This window comes from Anaerotignum sp. MB30-C6, assembly GCF_030908465.1.
Lineage (GTDB): Bacteria > Bacillota > Clostridia > Lachnospirales > Anaerotignaceae > Chakrabartyella.
Window position 1 is genome coordinate 1,975,606 of sequence record NZ_CP133078.1, and the last position, 17,352, is coordinate 1,992,957.

The 17,352-nt window shown below is 38.1% G+C and carries 16 protein-coding genes and 1 tRNA gene; 1 reads left to right on the forward strand and 16 read right to left on the reverse strand.

Features of this window, described 5'->3' with window-relative positions:
* Nucleotides 1-250: 250 nt before the first annotated feature.
* From RBQ60_RS09705 to RBQ60_RS09780, 16 genes are all read right to left on the reverse strand, one after another.
* Complete coding sequence (locus tag RBQ60_RS09705; RefSeq protein ID WP_307883486.1) at nt 251-808, reverse strand: XRE family transcriptional regulator; 558 nt, start codon at nt 806-808, stop codon at nt 251-253.
* A gap of 198 nt (nt 809-1,006) precedes the next feature.
* Entirely contained in the window at nt 1,007-1,924 is a 918-nt protein-coding gene (locus RBQ60_RS09710; RefSeq protein ID WP_307883487.1) for an AEC family transporter, read from the reverse strand.
* 95 nt (nt 1,925-2,019) lie between these two features.
* Nucleotides 2,020-2,373, reverse strand: a complete 354-nt coding sequence (gene rplT, locus RBQ60_RS09715) for a 50S ribosomal protein L20 (protein WP_307883488.1) — start codon at nt 2,371-2,373, stop codon at nt 2,020-2,022.
* Between the two features lie 31 nt (nt 2,374-2,404).
* Nucleotides 2,405-2,605: a 50S ribosomal protein L35 gene (gene rpmI / locus RBQ60_RS09720; protein WP_304508867.1), complete on the reverse strand. Its 201-nt coding sequence runs from the start codon at nt 2,603-2,605 to the stop codon at nt 2,405-2,407.
* 72 nt (nt 2,606-2,677) lie between these two features.
* Entirely contained in the window at nt 2,678-3,172 is a 495-nt protein-coding gene (gene infC / locus RBQ60_RS09725) for a translation initiation factor IF-3 (protein WP_307883489.1), read from the reverse strand.
* A gap of 278 nt (nt 3,173-3,450) precedes the next feature.
* Entirely contained in the window at nt 3,451-5,358 is a 1,908-nt protein-coding gene (gene thrS / locus RBQ60_RS09730; RefSeq protein ID WP_307883490.1) for a threonine--tRNA ligase, read from the reverse strand.
* A 368-nt stretch (nt 5,359-5,726) separates the two neighbouring features.
* Entirely contained in the window at nt 5,727-6,638 is a 912-nt protein-coding gene (locus RBQ60_RS09735) for a magnesium transporter CorA family protein (protein ID WP_307886007.1), read from the reverse strand.
* 76 nt (nt 6,639-6,714) lie between these two features.
* A complete protein-coding gene (locus RBQ60_RS09740) occupies nt 6,715-7,026 on the reverse strand; it encodes a YbjQ family protein (RefSeq protein ID WP_307883491.1) in 312 nt (103 codons plus the stop codon).
* An 84-nt stretch (nt 7,027-7,110) separates the two neighbouring features.
* A complete protein-coding gene (locus RBQ60_RS09745; protein ID WP_307883492.1) occupies nt 7,111-7,884 on the reverse strand; it encodes a GGDEF domain-containing protein in 774 nt (257 codons plus the stop codon).
* Nucleotides 7,817-9,394: a cache domain-containing protein gene (locus RBQ60_RS09750; RefSeq protein ID WP_307883493.1), complete on the reverse strand. Its 1,578-nt coding sequence runs from the start codon at nt 9,392-9,394 to the stop codon at nt 7,817-7,819. The genes RBQ60_RS09745 and RBQ60_RS09750 overlap by 68 nt, the downstream gene beginning before the upstream one ends.
* Before the next feature lie 381 nt (nt 9,395-9,775).
* A complete protein-coding gene (locus tag RBQ60_RS09755) occupies nt 9,776-10,522 on the reverse strand; it encodes an amino acid ABC transporter ATP-binding protein (protein ID WP_307883494.1) in 747 nt (248 codons plus the stop codon).
* Entirely contained in the window at nt 10,512-11,240 is a 729-nt protein-coding gene (locus RBQ60_RS09760; protein WP_307883495.1) for an amino acid ABC transporter permease, read from the reverse strand. The genes RBQ60_RS09755 and RBQ60_RS09760 overlap by 11 nt, the downstream gene beginning before the upstream one ends.
* 72 nt (nt 11,241-11,312) lie before the next feature.
* A complete protein-coding gene (locus tag RBQ60_RS09765) occupies nt 11,313-12,125 on the reverse strand; it encodes a transporter substrate-binding domain-containing protein (RefSeq protein ID WP_307883496.1) in 813 nt (270 codons plus the stop codon).
* A gap of 280 nt (nt 12,126-12,405) precedes the next feature.
* Entirely contained in the window at nt 12,406-13,668 is a 1,263-nt protein-coding gene (locus tag RBQ60_RS09770; RefSeq protein ID WP_307883497.1) for a chloride channel protein, read from the reverse strand.
* Between the two features lie 478 nt (nt 13,669-14,146).
* Nucleotides 14,147-16,384, reverse strand: coding sequence for a sensor histidine kinase (locus tag RBQ60_RS09775; protein ID WP_307883498.1), 2,238 nt, complete (start codon nt 16,382-16,384; stop codon nt 14,147-14,149).
* Nucleotides 16,359-17,054: a response regulator transcription factor gene (locus RBQ60_RS09780; protein WP_307883499.1), complete on the reverse strand. Its 696-nt coding sequence runs from the start codon at nt 17,052-17,054 to the stop codon at nt 16,359-16,361. The genes RBQ60_RS09775 and RBQ60_RS09780 overlap by 26 nt, the downstream gene beginning before the upstream one ends.
* 209 nt (nt 17,055-17,263) lie before the next feature.
* On the opposite strand from RBQ60_RS09780, the gene RBQ60_RS09785 reads away from it, so the two are divergent.
* Nucleotides 17,264-17,336: transfer RNA gene (locus RBQ60_RS09785), tRNA-Lys, on the forward strand.
* The last annotated feature ends 16 nt before the right edge of the window (nt 17,337-17,352 follow it).

The window sequence follows — 17,352 nt, forward strand, 5'->3', positions numbered from 1 at the left end:
TGTTGAGGCAGAAATTTTTTTTCTTCACTACGATTTGCAAACTAAAAAAGGACAAAATAGAAATAAAAAAAGAGCCTATCCTTGTATATTTTTATATACAAAGATAAACTCTAACAAACTAAATTTATTATATTTTAATTGTCTATTGTTCACCTAAGAAATGAAAAGGAAAATTTTACCCCACCTCTTATATCTATTCTACAAATGTCACAGCGATTTCATCTTTCGATGAATATATTGTACCCACCCATTAATACAAAGCCGGAGAAATAACGGCAATTGCTTCTACATCTTCCTCTCCAGGGTTATAAAGTTGATGGTGTGTTTGCTGAGGTACATAAATACTATCCCCCTCATTGAGGACATATACGTTATCACCTATATGGTACTCCAACGTACCTTTTAACACGAAGGTGCATTCCGCAGCCTCTTCGTGGTACTGAACCATAGTACTTCCCCAGCTTTTTGGTCCCAACTTGAAGCACAACATCTCCATTTTGGTACAAGCATTTTTACTTCTACTATATGGTGTTACAAATTGATACTCCATATTAATATCGGCAAACTGAATCTTTGTACGATTGTCTTTTGTTATAACCGTAACTTGCTCTTCCTCTTCATGGGAAAAAAGGGAAACCAAAGGAATATCTATCGACTCTGCAATACGCATTAATACAGATAAGGATGGACTGATTAAGTTTCGTTCAATTTGAGAAATATACCCTGGGGTCACTTCTGCTTTTTCTGCTAAATCTTTTGCAGTAATTCCCCTTTCCATTCTTGCAGCTTTAATTTTTTCGCCTATCATAAAATCCTCCCAGCTGTTTTTGTGACTCTTCGGCATTTATAATATATGAAATGACTTGAGCATATTGGCTCTATATAATATCCATTTTAAGGTAATTATAACATAGTATTTGTTTAAATCAAAGTTAAATACACTGTTTTGCCTAATAATTCTAGAATATTAGTACATATGCCCCCTTGAATACGCGAAAGTTATCCCTTAGTATAACTCCAGCCCAATTAAAAGAATTGTCATCAAAGTTAAGCTTAATGGTAACATCAAGGAGTTTAAAACTGCCGCCGCTGAACGATCATAGCCACAGCGCTCCGTATAAATTGGGGCAATACTCAATATTGGCGAGAAAACTACAATGGATAGAACCTGTCTATGTAACAACGGTGCGGGTAGGTAGTGATATATCACATAGGAAAATACACAGGCCACAACAATCCTCAATACAAAGACTCCAGCCATATCTTTCAGCACCTTTTTTTCAATTTTAGGTTCGAACATAATACCAATTAGAATCATTGCTAAAAAAGTATTTGCCTGTCCCAGCATGCTTGCCAAATCAAACACAATATTAGGCAACTGAATGCCTAAGGAGCTAATTGAAATCATAATGATATATGCTACAAAGGGCATGGAGGAAAAAAGCGTTTTTAGAATCTCTTTCCCTTTCACGTTTCCTCTCCCTTTGGCAATCATCATGGCAATGGTGAAGGTAATACCAAAAACCATAATCGCATTTCCTACGTCAAACATACAAACAATGGCAATTGCCTCTGCCTCAAAAAAACTTTGCATAAATGGCATCGTACACAGACCGATATTATAGCCTGATCCATTTATAATATAAAATGCCCGCTCTGCAGGTTGCTTTTTCCTTGTAAGAAGAAGAACAAGGCTTATCACAAGAAAGTTTGTAAGGAAACCTAGGCCAATATCTACTAGGAAGGATATGTTTAAATCCAAGTTGCGAAAATTACTGACAATTACCATAGGTAATGTAATTTTCATAACCAACCTGGTCAAAAGATCTGTATCCTTTTGAGTAAACAACCCTCCACGCTTTAGGCCAAAACCCAATGCAATCATAAAAAGAAATCCAAAGGCTTTTGTTAAAACAACTTCCATCTCAGAGCCTCCTCCGAATTATATAGCCAACCTTTATAGAATTACATGAAAAAAGACCTTTTGTTCGAAACAAAAGGTCAGATTTTCAAATGAAATTACAGTTTTGCTTTTGCTGTATTAACCAATGTTGTAAATGCAGCAGGATCGGAAACAGCCAAGTCAGCCAACATCTTTCTATTGATGTTAACATCAGCCAGTCTCAAACCGTGGATCAGCTTGCTGTAAGAAATTGCGTTCATTCTTGCAGCTGCATTGATTCTTGTGATCCAGAGGCTTCTGTATTCTCTCTTTGTCTGCTTTCTACCAGAGAATGCGAATGCCATAGCTTTCATTACAGACTGCTTTGCAACTCTGTACTGTTTGCTTCTAGCACCACGGTAGCCTCTAGCCAGCTTTAATACTTTTTTATGTTTTTTTCTCGCGTTTAACGCGCCTTTCACTCTTGCCATGGTAAAGTCCTCCTAAAAAATATACTCAAAATTATGCGTATGGTAACAATCTCTTTTTAATACTGTTCAATACAGTTTTGTCAACTGTTGTAGCATGTCTCAAGTTTCTTTTTCTCTTTCTGGACTTTTTGCCAAGAATATGCTGTGTATTAGATTTCTGTCTTTTCAACTGACCTGTGCCAGTGATTTTAAATCTTTTCGCTGCTGCTTTTTTTGTTTTTAACTTAGGCATAATGTTAATCCTCCTAAAATAATCCTGCAGGTTACCCTGCTTGTGTCTTATTGCTTTCTTCCTTCCTGCGGATCAGCTCTTGGGTGCCAGGAACATAACTAAGCTCCTACCTTCCATCTTGGGCTCTTTTTCAACCACGCCCAACTCTGCTGTTTCTTTTGCAAAGTTTTCCAGAATGACCATGCCCGCTTTGGAATGACCAATTTCACGTCCTCTAAAACGAATGCTAACCTTTACCTTATCCCCGTCCTTCAGGAATTCGTTTGCCTTTTTCACTTTTACCTGAATGTCGTGAGTGTCGATACCGGGAGACAAACGAAGTTCTTTAACATCTACGGTCTTTTGTTTCTTTCTGGCTTCTTTTTCTTTCTTAGCCTGATCGAATTTATACTTCCCATAGTCCATGATACGACAAACCGGAGGCTTAGCAGTAGGTGCAATCTTAACTAGATCCAACCTTCTTTCATCTGCTAATTTTTGGGCGTCTCTAGAAGAAACGATTCCCAACTGTTCTCCATTTTCATCAATCAATCTAATTTCCTTGTCTCTGATTTGCTCGTTGATCATTAAATCTGTAATAGCAAAGCACCTCCCAAATTATTGTACTGTTATTCCGCAAGTGCGCAAAAAAAGCGCCGGAAGAATCCGCCGCACACAGAAAAACAGAGCAAAACCCCTGTTTCACAAAACGTGTATTAACCTTATTGGCCCATGCCATAAGGTGAGAAGCGGAACTTCTTCTTTATTACCATAGTAGTATAGCACTTTTTTCAATGTTCGTCAACATATTTTAACAAATTATTATACTTGGGGGCACAGAAGCAATTCTATGCCCCCAAAAAATCTTAATCTATGCTTCTTGAAGTGATTTCTTCTTTCAATCTAGCGATGACATTTGTCAAATCAACCTGACCCTCGTCTCCATTCTTTCTAGAACGCAAGGACACCTTGTTTGCTTCAACGTCCTTTTCACCAACTACGATGATATAAGGCACTCTTTCATTTCTTGCTTCTCTAATCTTATAACCAATTTTCTCTGCACGGTAGTCCACTTCAACACGGATGCCTACTGCATCCAAAGAGTCAGACACCTGTTTTGCATAATCGGCAAATTTTTCAGAAATCGGCAATACCTTAACCTGAACAGGTGACAACCATGTAGGGAACTGGCCTGCAAAATGCTCAATCAAGATACCAATGAAACGTTCGATGGAGCCGAAAGCTACACGGTGAATCATAACAGGGCGTTTTTTGCTACCATCTGCTGCTGTGTATTCTAATTCAAAACGCTCAGGCATCTGCATATCCAGCTGAATTGTACCACACTGCCATGTTCTGCCGATGGAATCTTCCAAATGGAAGTCAATTTTAGGGCCGTAGAATGCACCATCACCTTCATTTACAATATACTGAATTCCATTTTCGTCCAAAGCGTCCTTTAAGCCCTTTGTAGCAATTTCCCAAGCTTCGTCGGATCCCATGCTATCTTCGGGCCTTGTGGAGAGCTCGATGTTATATTTAAAACCAAAAAGCTTATACACACTGTCAATTAAACGGATAACACCGCTGATTTCATCTTTAATCTGTTCTTCTGTCATGAAGATATGGGCATCATCCTGATTGAAGCAACGAACACGCATCAAACCATGGAGCGCACCGGATTTTTCATGTCTATGGACCAAACCAATTTCACCAACACGCATAGGCAAATCTCTGTAAGAGTGCATATCCTGCTTATAAACCAACATACCGCCAGGGCAGTTCATAGGTTTAATGGCAAAGTCCATTTCATCGATAATTGTGGTATACATATTATCTTTATAGTGATCCCAGTGACCACTTCTTTCCCAAAGCTGTCTGTTCATAATGATTGGTGTGGAAACTTCAACATAGCCTGCTTCCTTATGAATCTGTCTCCAGTAGTCTAACAATGTGTTTTTCAAAACCATACCCTTTGGCAAGAAGAATGGGAAACCAGGGCCTTCATCCAGCATAGCAAACAGCTTTAACTCTTTGCCCAATTTTCTATGATCACGTTTTTTTGCTTCCTCCATCATTGTCAAATATGCTTCTAACTCGGACGCTTTCGGATAGCAAGTTCCATAAATACGAGAAAGCATTTTATTTTTCTCGCTGCCTCTCCAGTATGCACCTGCAACAGAAGTCAATTTGATTGCTTTTACGTACTTTGTGCTCATCAAGTGAGGGCCAGCACATAAATCTGCAAAGTCACCTTGTTTATAGAAAGAAATAATTGCATCTTCAGGCAAATCCTGAATCAATTCAACTTTATAAGGCTCATTTCTTTCTTCCATATATTGAATTGCTTCTTCACGAGGCAATTCGAAGCGTTCGATTGCCAAGTCAGCCTTCACAATCTTCTTCATTTCCCCTTCAATTGCTTCCAGTTCTTCAGGAGTAAAGGCTTTTTCACGATCAAAGTCGTAGTAAAAACCATCCGCAATTGCAGGTCCAATGGCTAATTTTGTTTCAGGATAGAGATTTTTTACTGCTTGAGCCAAAATATGAGAAGTTGTATGACGGAATGCCATTTTACCAGCTTCATCATTAAAAGTACAAATGCTTACTTCCGCATCTTTTTCTACAACAAAACGCAAATCTTTTACTTCTCCATTAACAATACCTGCACAAGCATTTCTTGCCAAGCCTTCGCTAATAGATTTTGCAATATCCAACACAGATACAGCCTGTTCAAATTCTTTAACAACGCCATCTTTCAATGTAATTTTCATAATTATATCTCCTTTTCGAAATTTACAAGCTTCATTGGAAAGCAGATTGCAATAAAAAAACTCTCATCCACTTTCCTTTCGGAAAGGGACGAGAGTAACGATCTCCCGCGGTTCCACCCTTTTTGTTTAAAACCACTCATTTAGGACTGTAACGTAGTCAACGGGCTTTATTAGAGCCACTCCGAGGTGGTATTCGTACACTTTCTTAACGCAGGACATTTCCACCCTCGATTTTTCATCGGATGTCCCTCTCTGGCCGTTTTGAAAGGACTACTGTCCTCATCTTCGCATTTTCATCTTCTTTTGAAACAATTATATTATAGCACCAAAAACAATTCTGTCAACACTTTTTGCGAAAATTCCACATCTCAAAACCATTTGTTCTTTTTGAAAAAGAAGATTCCTGCAGCGATAAAAATTACGGAAACAAAACTTACAAAAAGGTAGCCATGCTCCCACCCATACTCAGGCATATTAAAATTCATGCCATACCACCCAGCAATTAAGGTTAGGGGGAGGAAAATCGTAGTTACTACGGTAAAAACCTTCATGGTTTTATTTAAGTTTATGTCTACTTCAGCCTCATAAGACTCTCTAAGCTGGGTAACGGAATCCCGAAGGTTTAATACGCTTTGAAATCTTCGTTCTGTTCTTCGGTCTAACATTTTAAAAGAACGTAATGTTTTGCCATCAAAAATACCATTTTCATTCTCGCCCAAAACATCAAGTACATTCAAAAACTGTTCATAATATCTTTTTAGAATCATTAATCGCTTTCTTAGGTTAATAATTTCACCAACACAATTATGGCTTTGGGTTGTAATCAAAAGCTGCTCCAAATCCATAATTTCTTTTTCAATGGTATCAAAAATTTCATAATCTCCCTTGGTTTGGGCCTCAAAAAATAAATAAATGATGCGATTTAAGGAAACCCTCTCGCCTAAATTCTTGGCACACTCCTCCAACAATTCCATGACTCTCTGTTTTTGGGAAGTAAAAAAGAAAGCTCGCCCTTTTTCCAAGTAAATGATAACACTACCATGACTTATCATAATATTATGGAAATCTGGCATTTCCAAACTAATACAATCGAAACTCTCAAAAGAGTCGTATTTTGCATATCCAAAACGTCTGGCTTCTTCCAAAATTGTCATGGAAATCTCCCATGCTGTTGCACGCTTTTCCATTTCGTCGTAGGAGGATACAGATAAAAACTCTATATCTCCCTGGCTTTTCTCCAAGAACTGGGTAGTTTTATAAGCCCCTTGGCCAATTGTCATAAACAAAGCAAACTGCACCCCCAAAATACAATTGTTCAATGTATTACTATGGTTGAACAATTCTATAAAAATAACTCTATTTAAACTTCACCGCTGTACCATAGGCCATTACCTCGGCCGCTCCTGGAGTCACAGAGCTGGTTGTAAAGCGAACATTCACCACTGCATCTGCTCCCAAAGCTTTTGCCATTTCTATCATGCGTTCCGTAGCAACATTACGAGCTTCCGTCATCATCTCTGTATATCCGCTAAGCTCTCCACCAACGAGGCCCTTTAACCCTGCTCCAATGTCTTTGCCAATATGCTTTGATTGAATGGTAGCACCCTGCACCAGTCCAAGCATCTGCAACTCCTTACCAGTAATGTAGTCTGTGTTTACTAAAATCATACGATACCTCCTACTATTTTCCATCAATCTTACTACGTCCAACTTACTATGCCCATGGCATAAACAAATAGCCTACCCTTTTTCTTAATATAAATTAGTGTCACTATTGTCCAAAATACACACCTGGTTTTTTCCCTGCTTCTTCGCCACATATAAGGCTTTATCAGCTTTGGGATAAATTTTTTCAAAAGTATCACCTTGCGAAGAAAAAACAACGCCAACACTAATGGTACAAATCCTCATATATTCGCCTTCATAGGATATTTTCTCAATTTCCTTGCAAACTTTCCTAGCTTTATTTATAATGCCCTCTTTTCCATTTCCGTAAACCATCGCAACAAACTCGTCACCACCCAAACGCCCCGTTAGATTCGGTGCAGTGATGAAACCCTCCAAAACAGAAGCAACCCTACATAATAACTTATCTCCAGTTTGGTGACCATATCTATCGTTGATAACTTTAAATCCATCCAAATCCATCATAAATAAAGCACAGAATTGTGACTCATCCAGATTTTTTAGTATTTCGTTTGCCTTATGTTCAAATGTAATACGGTTATATAAATCTGTCAATCCATCTCTTTCTGACTTGTGCTTAAACTCGAGGGTTTTTTTCTGCTCCTCCGTGGCATTTTTTATGTAAGCGAAGGCAACGTGGTGGCCATTGGTTGGAAATTTCAACAAATGAATCACAATATACACCCAAACCTCTTCATGGGTTTCAGGGAGCAACATCTTATAGAAATCCCTAACTTCTTCAATCCCCTCTCTTTGAATTCGTAGCAACTCTTCAGCGGTTAAATAGCTTGATTGCTTTTTCCCGAAATTCAGGGTGAATGTAGCTACATATGTTTTCAATGAGCATTTCATCGGTACTTAAGCTTAAACTGGAACCAGATTTGGTTTCCTGTCCGTTTTGGAAATAAGAGATCACCTTCCCTTCTTGCAGGTCAAGGGAGAAACCAAAAATAGCCTCACTTAACATTGCTTGAAAGATTTGCTCTTCTTGAATGTACTGGGCTTCCACTCTCTTTTTTTCCGTAATATCTTCCACAACGCCAATTAGCAGCTTTTCGCCAAACTTTGTTACGTAAGAAGCAGAAAAGCGTATCCATCGATTGCTTTTTAACTCCAGTTCACAGTCACGTTCTTCATCATTTTGACCAAAAGCTCTGATAAAGTCCTTTAGAACCACACAACTTTCAATCTTTAACTTAGAAAATATCACCTTCGCAACTTTATCGTGGGACATTCTAGGTGCTAGCCCCAACAGCTCATTGGTTCCTTTGCTAAGGCTAATAATCCGATCGGACAAAATATCATACTCTAACATATAACACTTGGTATGTTTCATTGCAATTTCATATCTTTTATTGCTTTTCACAGCCAAATAATGGGCCTCTTCTAAGTGTTTTGTATTTTTCTTACTCCAAGCTAATGCTACAAGATAAAACCCAATATAGATAGCAATGATTTTTAAGGTTAGCTCAACTGCATAAAACTTCAGTTCTTCAGACCTATCCTTTATTACCTGCTCTGGAACAATCGACAATATATACCAATCCTCAAAGGCAATGGGTGCATAATATACCTTACGAGCCTTTCCCTGAAATTTGTACTCAAGATAACCAGGTTCGCCATTTTTAATGCGTTTTTCAAACTCTTCCAAAGTTGTAGACACATCCACTGCATTTCCCTTTAAAAAGTTAATAACATTATGTTTTAGCGATACCATATTAGGGTGTTCAGACCATGTAATAACATCCCCATTCCTCTGGAAAATATAGGAATACCCCTGCCCATTAAAGCCCGAGAAAGATAATATTTTTTCCAGATCCTTAAACTCCACAGTACCACAAATTGCTGCAATAATCTGCCCGTCCCGAACCAACGGTCGATAAATTGATATTGCCCTTTCGCCTGTAAGGCTGGAAGTGAAAATTCCTGTAATACCAGATTTCCCCTGCAAAGTTTCTTGTGCACCCTTATAGACAGAAGGAGAACTTTCAAACCCCGCGCTGCTAAATACCCAGCCATCGGAAGTGATGACCGAAATTCTAGTAACACTTGTACGATCGGCGACCATCTCTAAAAAAGGTTCTAAATTTTTGTCTATTTTTATATCTGTGCTCCCCAAGTAAATGGCCAACGATTCTACTCCCTCAACACATTTCCCCATCTCTATTTCTATTTGAGCCGCTGCCTGCTCCGTAAGTTCTTTTAGGCGTACTCCAATCTGTTTATCAACTTCCGTCTTCATTTTTGCATTAAAAGTAAGTAAAAAAGCGATACCAATGAGAACGAGCAGACTGATCATTGCAGCCATCTTCCTCGTGGTTAAGTTCAAAATATCTTTTTCTTTTTTCATGGAAAACCCCAATCATACAATATAAGGCCAGTGTTTTAAAAAACCAAATTTGTTCTTTTACTTCTTTAACACCTTTTTAAACAAAGATAACTTTGGTGATCCTCACATTTTTTATGCTAAGCGGACGAAAAATAATATGTACTGTTATGAATGCTTTTTATGAACTCTTGATGCAAATGGCAATAAAACCTTTGTTAATTTCCTCACTATATCCTCATTATAACATAAGCTTTCTTATTCTAATAGATAAAAAAAACTAATCCTTCTTATTTTCCATTTTTAGAAAAAAAACCCATCAACTGAAATTCTCCAGTCGATGGGCCTTCATTATTTGTTTCATTGTACACCCCCGCCTCAAGGGGCTGGGCTTTATAAGGAAAATTAAAGTACCTTTGCAAGGAAGGTCTGTAAACGTTCGCTTTTGGGATTTCCAAAAATTTCTTTTGGAGAACCTTCCTCTACTTGTTTCCCATCAGCCATAAACATTACTCTCGTGGCTACTTCTTTAGCAAAGCCCATTTCATGGGTTACAACCACCATGGTCATATTATCCTTGGCCAATTGCTTCATAACCTCCAAAACTTCCCCCACCATTTCTGGGTCCAACGCAGAAGTAGGCTCATCAAAAAGCATAACCTCTGGCTGCATACATAATGCACGTACAATGGCGATACGCTGTTTCTGACCACCAGAAAGCTGAGATGGATACGCGTTGGCACGATCTTCTAAGCCTACTCTTCTCAAAAGCTCCATAGCCAAAGCAGTTGCATCTGCTTCGCTTTTTTTCTGAAGCTTCATAGGCCCAATAATCATATTTTTCAATATTGTCATATGGGGAAACAGATTGAAATGCTGAAAAACCATACCCATACGTTGACGATGGGTATTAATATTTGTTTTTACATCAGTAATATCAATACCTTCGAAATAGATATTGCCCCCTGTTGGTATTTCCAATAAGTTTAGGCAACGCAAGAATGTGGACTTACCCGAACCAGAAGGCCCGATTACAACCACTACCTCGCCTTTTTTAATCTCTGTATGAATGCCATCTAAGGCCTTGATTTTACCTTCATTATAATGCTTTTGAACATTTTCAACTCTAATTAAGGTTTCATTAGCGTTCACTATTTCTCAACCTCCTTTCTAACCTACCTACCAGCCAAGTAAAGAACATTACCATAACCAGATAAATGAGAGCTATACCAATTAAGGGCATAAAAGGAGAGAACGTTCTACTTCTAATAATATCGCCCGCTTTTGTCAAATCTTGCAGAGCAACATAACCTGCTACGGAAGTTTCTTTTAATAATACGATAAATTCATTTGCCAAGGCAGGCAGAACATTTTTAAATGCTTGTGGAACAACAATATAATACATGGTTTGAAAATAGTTAAAGCCTAAACTGCGTCCAGCTTCAAACTGACCTACATCCACAGACATGATACCACTACGTACAATTTCAGCCACGTACGCACCAGAGTTAATACCAAAAGCCAAAACTGCTACCATTACTTTGTTGTTGGACGAAGCAAAAATAATATAATACATAATCATCAGCTGTACAACAACAGGAGTACCACGAATAACAGTTAAGTATACTTGGCTTACGCCATTCAAGAAAGTCAATATGAATTTCCCAAAACCGGGACGCATTTCCTTTTTGTTCTTATCATAAGTTGAACGAATAATTGCAACCAAAATACCAATTACGATACCTAGAATTACAGCAAAAAAAGTCACCTTCAGCGTTACGGACAAACCATCAAGAATATAACGCCATCGCTCTTCTTCCATAAAGTTTAATACAAACTGGGCTTGCATTTCTTCCAGCCATTCAGCCATAGAAACCCTCCTTCTCTTTTAAAGACCAAAATAGGGGCGAAGTTCGCCCCTATTTTTAAAGCGTAATACGAATTATTCTGCACTGATATATTTATCGATGATAGACTGAACTGTACCGTCTGCAATGAGTTCTTCCAACGCACCATTTACTTTTTCTGTCAACTCACTATCTTTGGCAAAGCAAATTGCATAGTCTTCTACTGCATATTCTGTTTCAAGAATTTTCAAGCCTTCATTTGCTTCGACAAATTCTTTTGCCGGTTGGCTATCAATGATTACACAGTCAATTTTGCCTGTGGCTAAAGACTGAACTGCGTCAGCACCCTTGTTGTAACGCTCAACTGTACCTAAACCTTTTTCTTCAATATCGCCTGTAGAATAGATATCACCTGTTGTACCTGTCTGCACACCGATGGAATGGTTTGCACCCTCTGCAAACAAATCATCTACAGTTGTAATTGCAGAATCTTCTGTTACGATAACAACCTGAACACCTGTTGCGTAAGAATCGGAGAAATCCACACTTTCAAGACGATCTGGTGTTACTGTTAAGCCAGCCATACCAAAGTTTGCCTTGCCACTTACTACAGCAGGAATGATGGAATCAAAAGCCATGTCTTCCACTTTGAAATCATAACCTAATTTCTCGGCAATTGCAGCACCGATTTCTGCGTCAATACCAACAATAGTCTGACCTTCATAGTATTCATACGGAGGGAACTCAGCATTTGTAGCCATTGTCAAAGTTTCCTTTTGTTCGGTTGCACCGTCCTGTGCCGCCTCATTTTGTGCAGCATCATCGGAACCACCACCACAGCCAGCCAAAGCCGCTGTCATTGCAACTACCATTGTTGTAGCTAAAATTCCTTTTAAAAATTTTTTCATATTTTCTTCCTCCCATTTTTCACGTTTCCATTAGCACATCTCAACTATGTACATCTACATAAGGAATTATACTCTATTCTTGCATAAAATACAATGATGTTTTTTCACTATATATTTATAATATTCGTATTTTTTTTGTGCATTCTGCTTATTTCCATTGTGTTACCACAGTTGTACCCTTGAAAACAGGCAATTAATATGAGAGATTTATCTGAATACCAAGAAAATTTCACCGTATAATTATTTGTATAAACGATGCATATGCATGTATTATCCTAAATTAAACAACACTTCTATCAATAAATTCAGGTTTTACCTTTGAGTACATGATTTTTTGTTCACTATACAATCCATAATAACCAGATAACATGTAGCTTATTCCACAGCAGAGGGCATAATATCCAAGGCCTTGGGCACCAAATAATTCAATGCACAGTACGATAGACGCAATGGCACAGTTTGTTACCCCGCAAAAAACTGCCATCATACCTAAACCAGCTGCAAAGGATGGAGATAGACCAAAAATAGGCCCCACAACGCACCCCAGCGTTGCACCTACAAAAAATGTTGGCACGATTTCTCCGCCTTTATATCCCGCACCCAAAGTAATGGCAGTAAATAGGATTTTCAACAAAAAAGCATGGGGTTTCGCTTCGCCTTCTACGGCTTTTTGAATGATGTCCATGCCTGCACCATTGTAATCCTCACACCCAACCAGAAGGGTTAACCCTATGACCAATGCACCACCAACGAATGCTCGAACGTAGGGGTTTTTAATATAAAATTTATAGCCATGGGTCACCTTGTCCATTACAATACAAAACAACATGCTCACCAAAGCACAAATAATGCCCAGTAAACCAACGGATAGGGCAATTTTTAAATCTATTCCTTGGGGGACGCCAAATATCGTAAATGCCGTCGGCTGAAAGCCCATGCCTTGAGCTAAGGCAGAAGCGATCAAAGCTGCAACTGTACCCGGAACAATAGCAGAATAATGCATAATACCTACGGAAATCACTTCCATGGAAAAAATAACTGCCGTTAAGGGTGTGCCAAAAAGAGCAGAAAAACCTGCAGCCATACCACACATGGTTATAATTCTTTTATCCTTTTCGTTAAGTTCAATTACACGCCCTAGGTAAGAAGCAATACTGCCCCCAAGCTGCAGTGCCGCCCCCTCTCTACCGGCAGAACCGCCAAAAAGATGGGTTATAACCGTACTAATAAAAATTAAAGGAGCCGTTCTCAATGAAACGTTTTCATTTTGCCGAACTGCCACCAGTATAAAGTTCGTCCCTCGGTCATTTTTCATGCCCAAAAGATGATACAGGCCTATAATGCCAAGACCACCAATGGGCAGCAACCATAAAATAACAGAATGCTCCATTCTAAATGCTGTAGCCTCTTCCAGTAACCAATGAAAGGCAACACCAATTACACCAACTACCGCCCCGACGATGCATCCGATAATTACCCATTTTATAAAAATTACAAATACGCCTTCACCACTTTCTATGTGGGCTTTGATTTTTCCCCACACAATAACCCCTCCTTTGTATTAACAAATAAGCACTTTTAATACTAACTTCAATGGACTTTTATAATAAATCTATAGCAAACAACTTACCCTTGTTTCATTGGAACTATTTAAAATAAATAAGAAGTGAATAGACAAAGTTGATAAAATAAAGTTAGAAATGCTTTAAACCCTTGCACTAGTATACATCAGAGCCATGACTCAATCAAGTAAACAATTCCACGAAATTGACGAAAAGGCTTCATGAAATCATTTCAAAAAGGAGATGGAAATGACTAAAATGAAAAAAGTAGCGTGGCTTATTTTCTATCATTAAAATTCCCATAATACTGGCTTTTCCGAAAACCTGATTTTAGTATTTGAATAGAAAAAAGCCTGATTGCTTGTCTTAGGATTTTTTACAATCCCTTGCAATACAGGCTCTCTAAAATTTATTTTAAATCATTTATCCATACTCTCTTTTTTGTACAGGAGTGTACAACTATTCTCCCCCTTCTTCTGGTTCATTCTCAAATAAGTCTTCTTCTTCCTCCCAAAGGGGCATACTAACGATTGCCTTAAACAAGTCTCCATCCACCTTAATACCAAAGGTTCCTCCTTGGGCCTCTGCCAAGCTTTGGGCAATAGAAAGACCAAGACCTGAGCCTTCTGTAGTTCTGGAAGCATCCCCTCGTACAAATCTATCAGTCAAGCGGGTTTCATCAAAATCAATGGGTGCCGCAGAGATATTTTTCATTACTAAAATCCCCCGTCCCTCAGCGGGGAAAATATCAATGTAAACTCGAGAGCTTGGCATAGAGTATTTAGCTGCGTTAGAAACCAAGTTCTCCAATATTCTCCATAAATGTCTACCATCGGCGGCGATAAACAAAGGCTCAGGGCAACTCACCTTAATTTCCAAGCCCGCCGCTTCTATCTTTTCTTCCAACTCACCAATTGCCTGTAGGGTAATTTGACGATAATCCACCTTTGTTGTGGTGACGGTTATGTTACCGCTTGAAACCTTGCTTGCCTCAATTAAATCTTCTATCAGTTGCTTTAAGCGGTAGGACTTATCATACAAAACATGAACATATTCCGCCGCCGCCTGATTATCCAATTTAAGGCTACGCAACAGATCAACATAAGAAATAATAGAGGTCAAAGGTGTTTTCAAGTCATGGGATACATTTGTGATCAATTCTGTTTTCATTCTCTCGCCTTTTACGGCATCTTCAACAGAATTCTTTAATCCATCCTGAATATTTGCTATATCTGTAGCGAAATTTAGTAAGGAGGGAGAAATCTCATCCAAATTCAACTTATACTGCAAATTTCCTTTAGACGTTTCCCTGGCGGAAATCATAATTCTTTTTAAGGAGCGCAACGCCCTTAAAAAGAAGAACAGACAAAAAGCATTGAATAAAAATAACGCAACTACAAATAAAAAGCAAAGTATAAAAAAGCCTAATTGTGCCGCAAAAATAACTAAGCCCATTATTACGCAGTTTCCTAAGCCGTAACAAAGCATAACTAAAATCATCCAGCCTCGGAAGGTTTTACCTGTAAATAATTCCGCCATGCGACGAATGGTTACAGATACCCATGTATTTTTTAAAAACACCTTCCCTTTTATTTGCCTTGAAACAGAGGTAATGTAGGAGATAACTGCGGCAACATTAACGATATATATAACTCCTAAAATAGTAGTAAAAATATACGCCCAAAAAATTGCCGTTTCTCTTAGAATACTGGATAACAAGGCAAGACCCAAAAAGGCAGAAAACATCACTAAGATACAAACTAACACAAAGTGAATTTCATTATAAATCTTATCTACAGTCAAATAGGTAATTTTGCCACCCTTTTCAGTCTGACCTGCAACTCGAATTAAGTAAATTAAGCACAAAGCAATGATAATAGTGGATACGGTAAATACGCCAAATAATATGGGTAACCCAGTTTTTGCAAAAACATATTCTTGCCCAAGGTTATAAAAATCATCACCGTAGGCAAAAGGATCACGTATTCCCGCATATATTTTATAATCGCTATCCTCCATCAAAGAATTTTTATGGCAATAGGGCATTACGCCTATATTATCACTACTAAACCCCGAAGAAAGCACAATGGTACGCTCAATATTGCTCATTTCTCCACGTGTTGTATTCCCTGCAACAACGTTACCCCGGCTATCTTCTACATAATAAAGGAAGTTAGTTAAGCCACTTAAGTGGCGAACACTTCGTTTATACTCATCCAATTGGTTTTGTATATACATCTTACGATACAAAGGCAGTCGGCTCTCCACCAATTCTTTATACTCATCAAAATTGTTTTTTAATGAGCTGGGAATGCTCCCGTGGGTAACCAGGCCATCAAAATTGTCATTGATAGAAGTATTACCTGTAATAACCCCGTCTTTGATACCATAATATCGTTTGAAATCGGCGATAAGTTCTTCTGCGTTTACCAGCTCTCCACTTAAAATGCGATTCTCGTTACGATAATAAGCCTCCGTCATAATCACTTCATCTAAAACCCGAGCAAATTCACTTTTAAACTCATAGGTCTCATAAACAGAATGGGCTTCTATGATACCCCGACTCCAGTGGTTTGAAATGTTTGCAGTAATGATACCACAAAAAAAGTTCGCCATAGCAAAAACAAAAAGTAAAACAACAGAAATTACTTTCCATTTGGATTGATAGCTTTTATACTTTTTCGATTTTGTATCCAATACCCCACACCACCTTTAGATATCTGGGTTCTTTTGGGTTGATTTCTATTTTTTCACGAATACGACGTATATGTACAGAAACTGTATTCTCCGGAGCAAAAGATAATTCATTCCACACCTTTTCGTAAATTTGGTCAATGGAGTACACTTTCCCTGCATTTTCCATTAACAACTGAAGAATTCCATATTCCGTTGCTGTTAACTTAACAGGTTCGTTACCCACACGAACTTCCTTTGCATCCTTATCCAACTCAAGCTCACCAATTTTAATCACATTACTTTTTTCCGCAATACTGCCAAGGGCAGTGTAACGACGCATCTGGCTTTTCACCCTTGCCAAAAGCTCCAACGGATTAAAAGGCTTCGTAACATAGTCATCCGCACCAAAATTTAAGCCCAAAATTTTATCTGTATCCTCTGACTTTGCAGAAAGGATAATAATTGGTATATTCAAAGTTTCTCTTATTTTTACTGTGGTGTTTAACCCATCTAATTTTGGCATCATAATATCAAGTAAAATTAAGTGTACTTCATTTTCTTCTAAAACTTTTAACGCCTCTAAACCGTTATATGCCTTTATAATATTATAACCTTCTTGCTTTAAATAAATTTCTATTGCGTCTACAATCGCTTTATCATCATCACAAACAAGAATATTAAACTTCTCCATCGGAAGGCCCCCTTTTTTTCACACAATACTTCTATTATATCATAATAACAGGATTCTTTTACAAAAAAGTACATACTTCCTTACAGAATTCTTAATTTCATTTTATTCTAACTGAATCCAACAAAAAATGAAAGCTAAAATTTTTTTTAGTAAATTTAAAAAAAGTTATTGACAGATTGCTTTTTTTCTTATATACTGAAATCCGTTGTGGGTCACTAGCTCAGTTGGTAGAGCACTGGACTTTTAATCCAGGTGTCTCGGGTTCGAGCCCCGAGTGACTCACTTTTTTTGTACCTAT

Excerpts from the sequence above, each read along its gene's own strand:
- RBQ60_RS09705 (WP_307883486.1), bottom strand. The coding sequence starts at position 808 with ATGATAGGCGAAAAAATTAAAGCTGCAAGAATGGAAAGGGGAATTACT.
- rplT (WP_307883488.1), bottom strand. The coding sequence starts at position 2,373 with ATGGCAAGAGTGAAAGGCGCGTTAAACGCGAGAAAAAAACATAAAAAA.
- RBQ60_RS09780 (WP_307883499.1), bottom strand. The coding sequence starts at position 17,054 with ATGGAGAAGTTTAATATTCTTGTTTGTGATGATGATAAAGCGATTGTA.
- infC (WP_307883489.1), bottom strand. The coding sequence starts at position 3,172 with ATGATCAACGAGCAAATCAGAGACAAGGAAATTAGATTGATTGATGAA.
- RBQ60_RS09740 (WP_307883491.1), bottom strand. The coding sequence starts at position 7,026 with ATGATTTTAGTAAACACAGACTACATTACTGGTAAGGAGTTGCAGATG.
- RBQ60_RS09760 (WP_307883495.1), bottom strand. The coding sequence starts at position 11,240 with ATGGCTGAATGGCTGGAAGAAATGCAAGCCCAGTTTGTATTAAACTTT.
- RBQ60_RS09765 (WP_307883496.1), bottom strand. The coding sequence starts at position 12,125 with ATGAAAAAATTTTTAAAAGGAATTTTAGCTACAACAATGGTAGTTGCA.
- RBQ60_RS09750 (WP_307883493.1), bottom strand. The coding sequence starts at position 9,394 with ATGAAAAAAGAAAAAGATATTTTGAACTTAACCACGAGGAAGATGGCT.
- RBQ60_RS09710 (WP_307883487.1), bottom strand. The coding sequence starts at position 1,924 with ATGGAAGTTGTTTTAACAAAAGCCTTTGGATTTCTTTTTATGATTGCA.
- RBQ60_RS09735 (WP_307886007.1), bottom strand. The coding sequence starts at position 6,638 with ATGACAATTGGCCAAGGGGCTTATAAAACTACCCAGTTCTTGGAGAAA.
- rpmI (WP_304508867.1), bottom strand. The coding sequence starts at position 2,605 with ATGCCTAAGTTAAAAACAAAAAAAGCAGCAGCGAAAAGATTTAAAATC.
- thrS (WP_307883490.1), bottom strand. The coding sequence starts at position 5,358 with ATGAAAATTACATTGAAAGATGGCGTTGTTAAAGAATTTGAACAGGCT.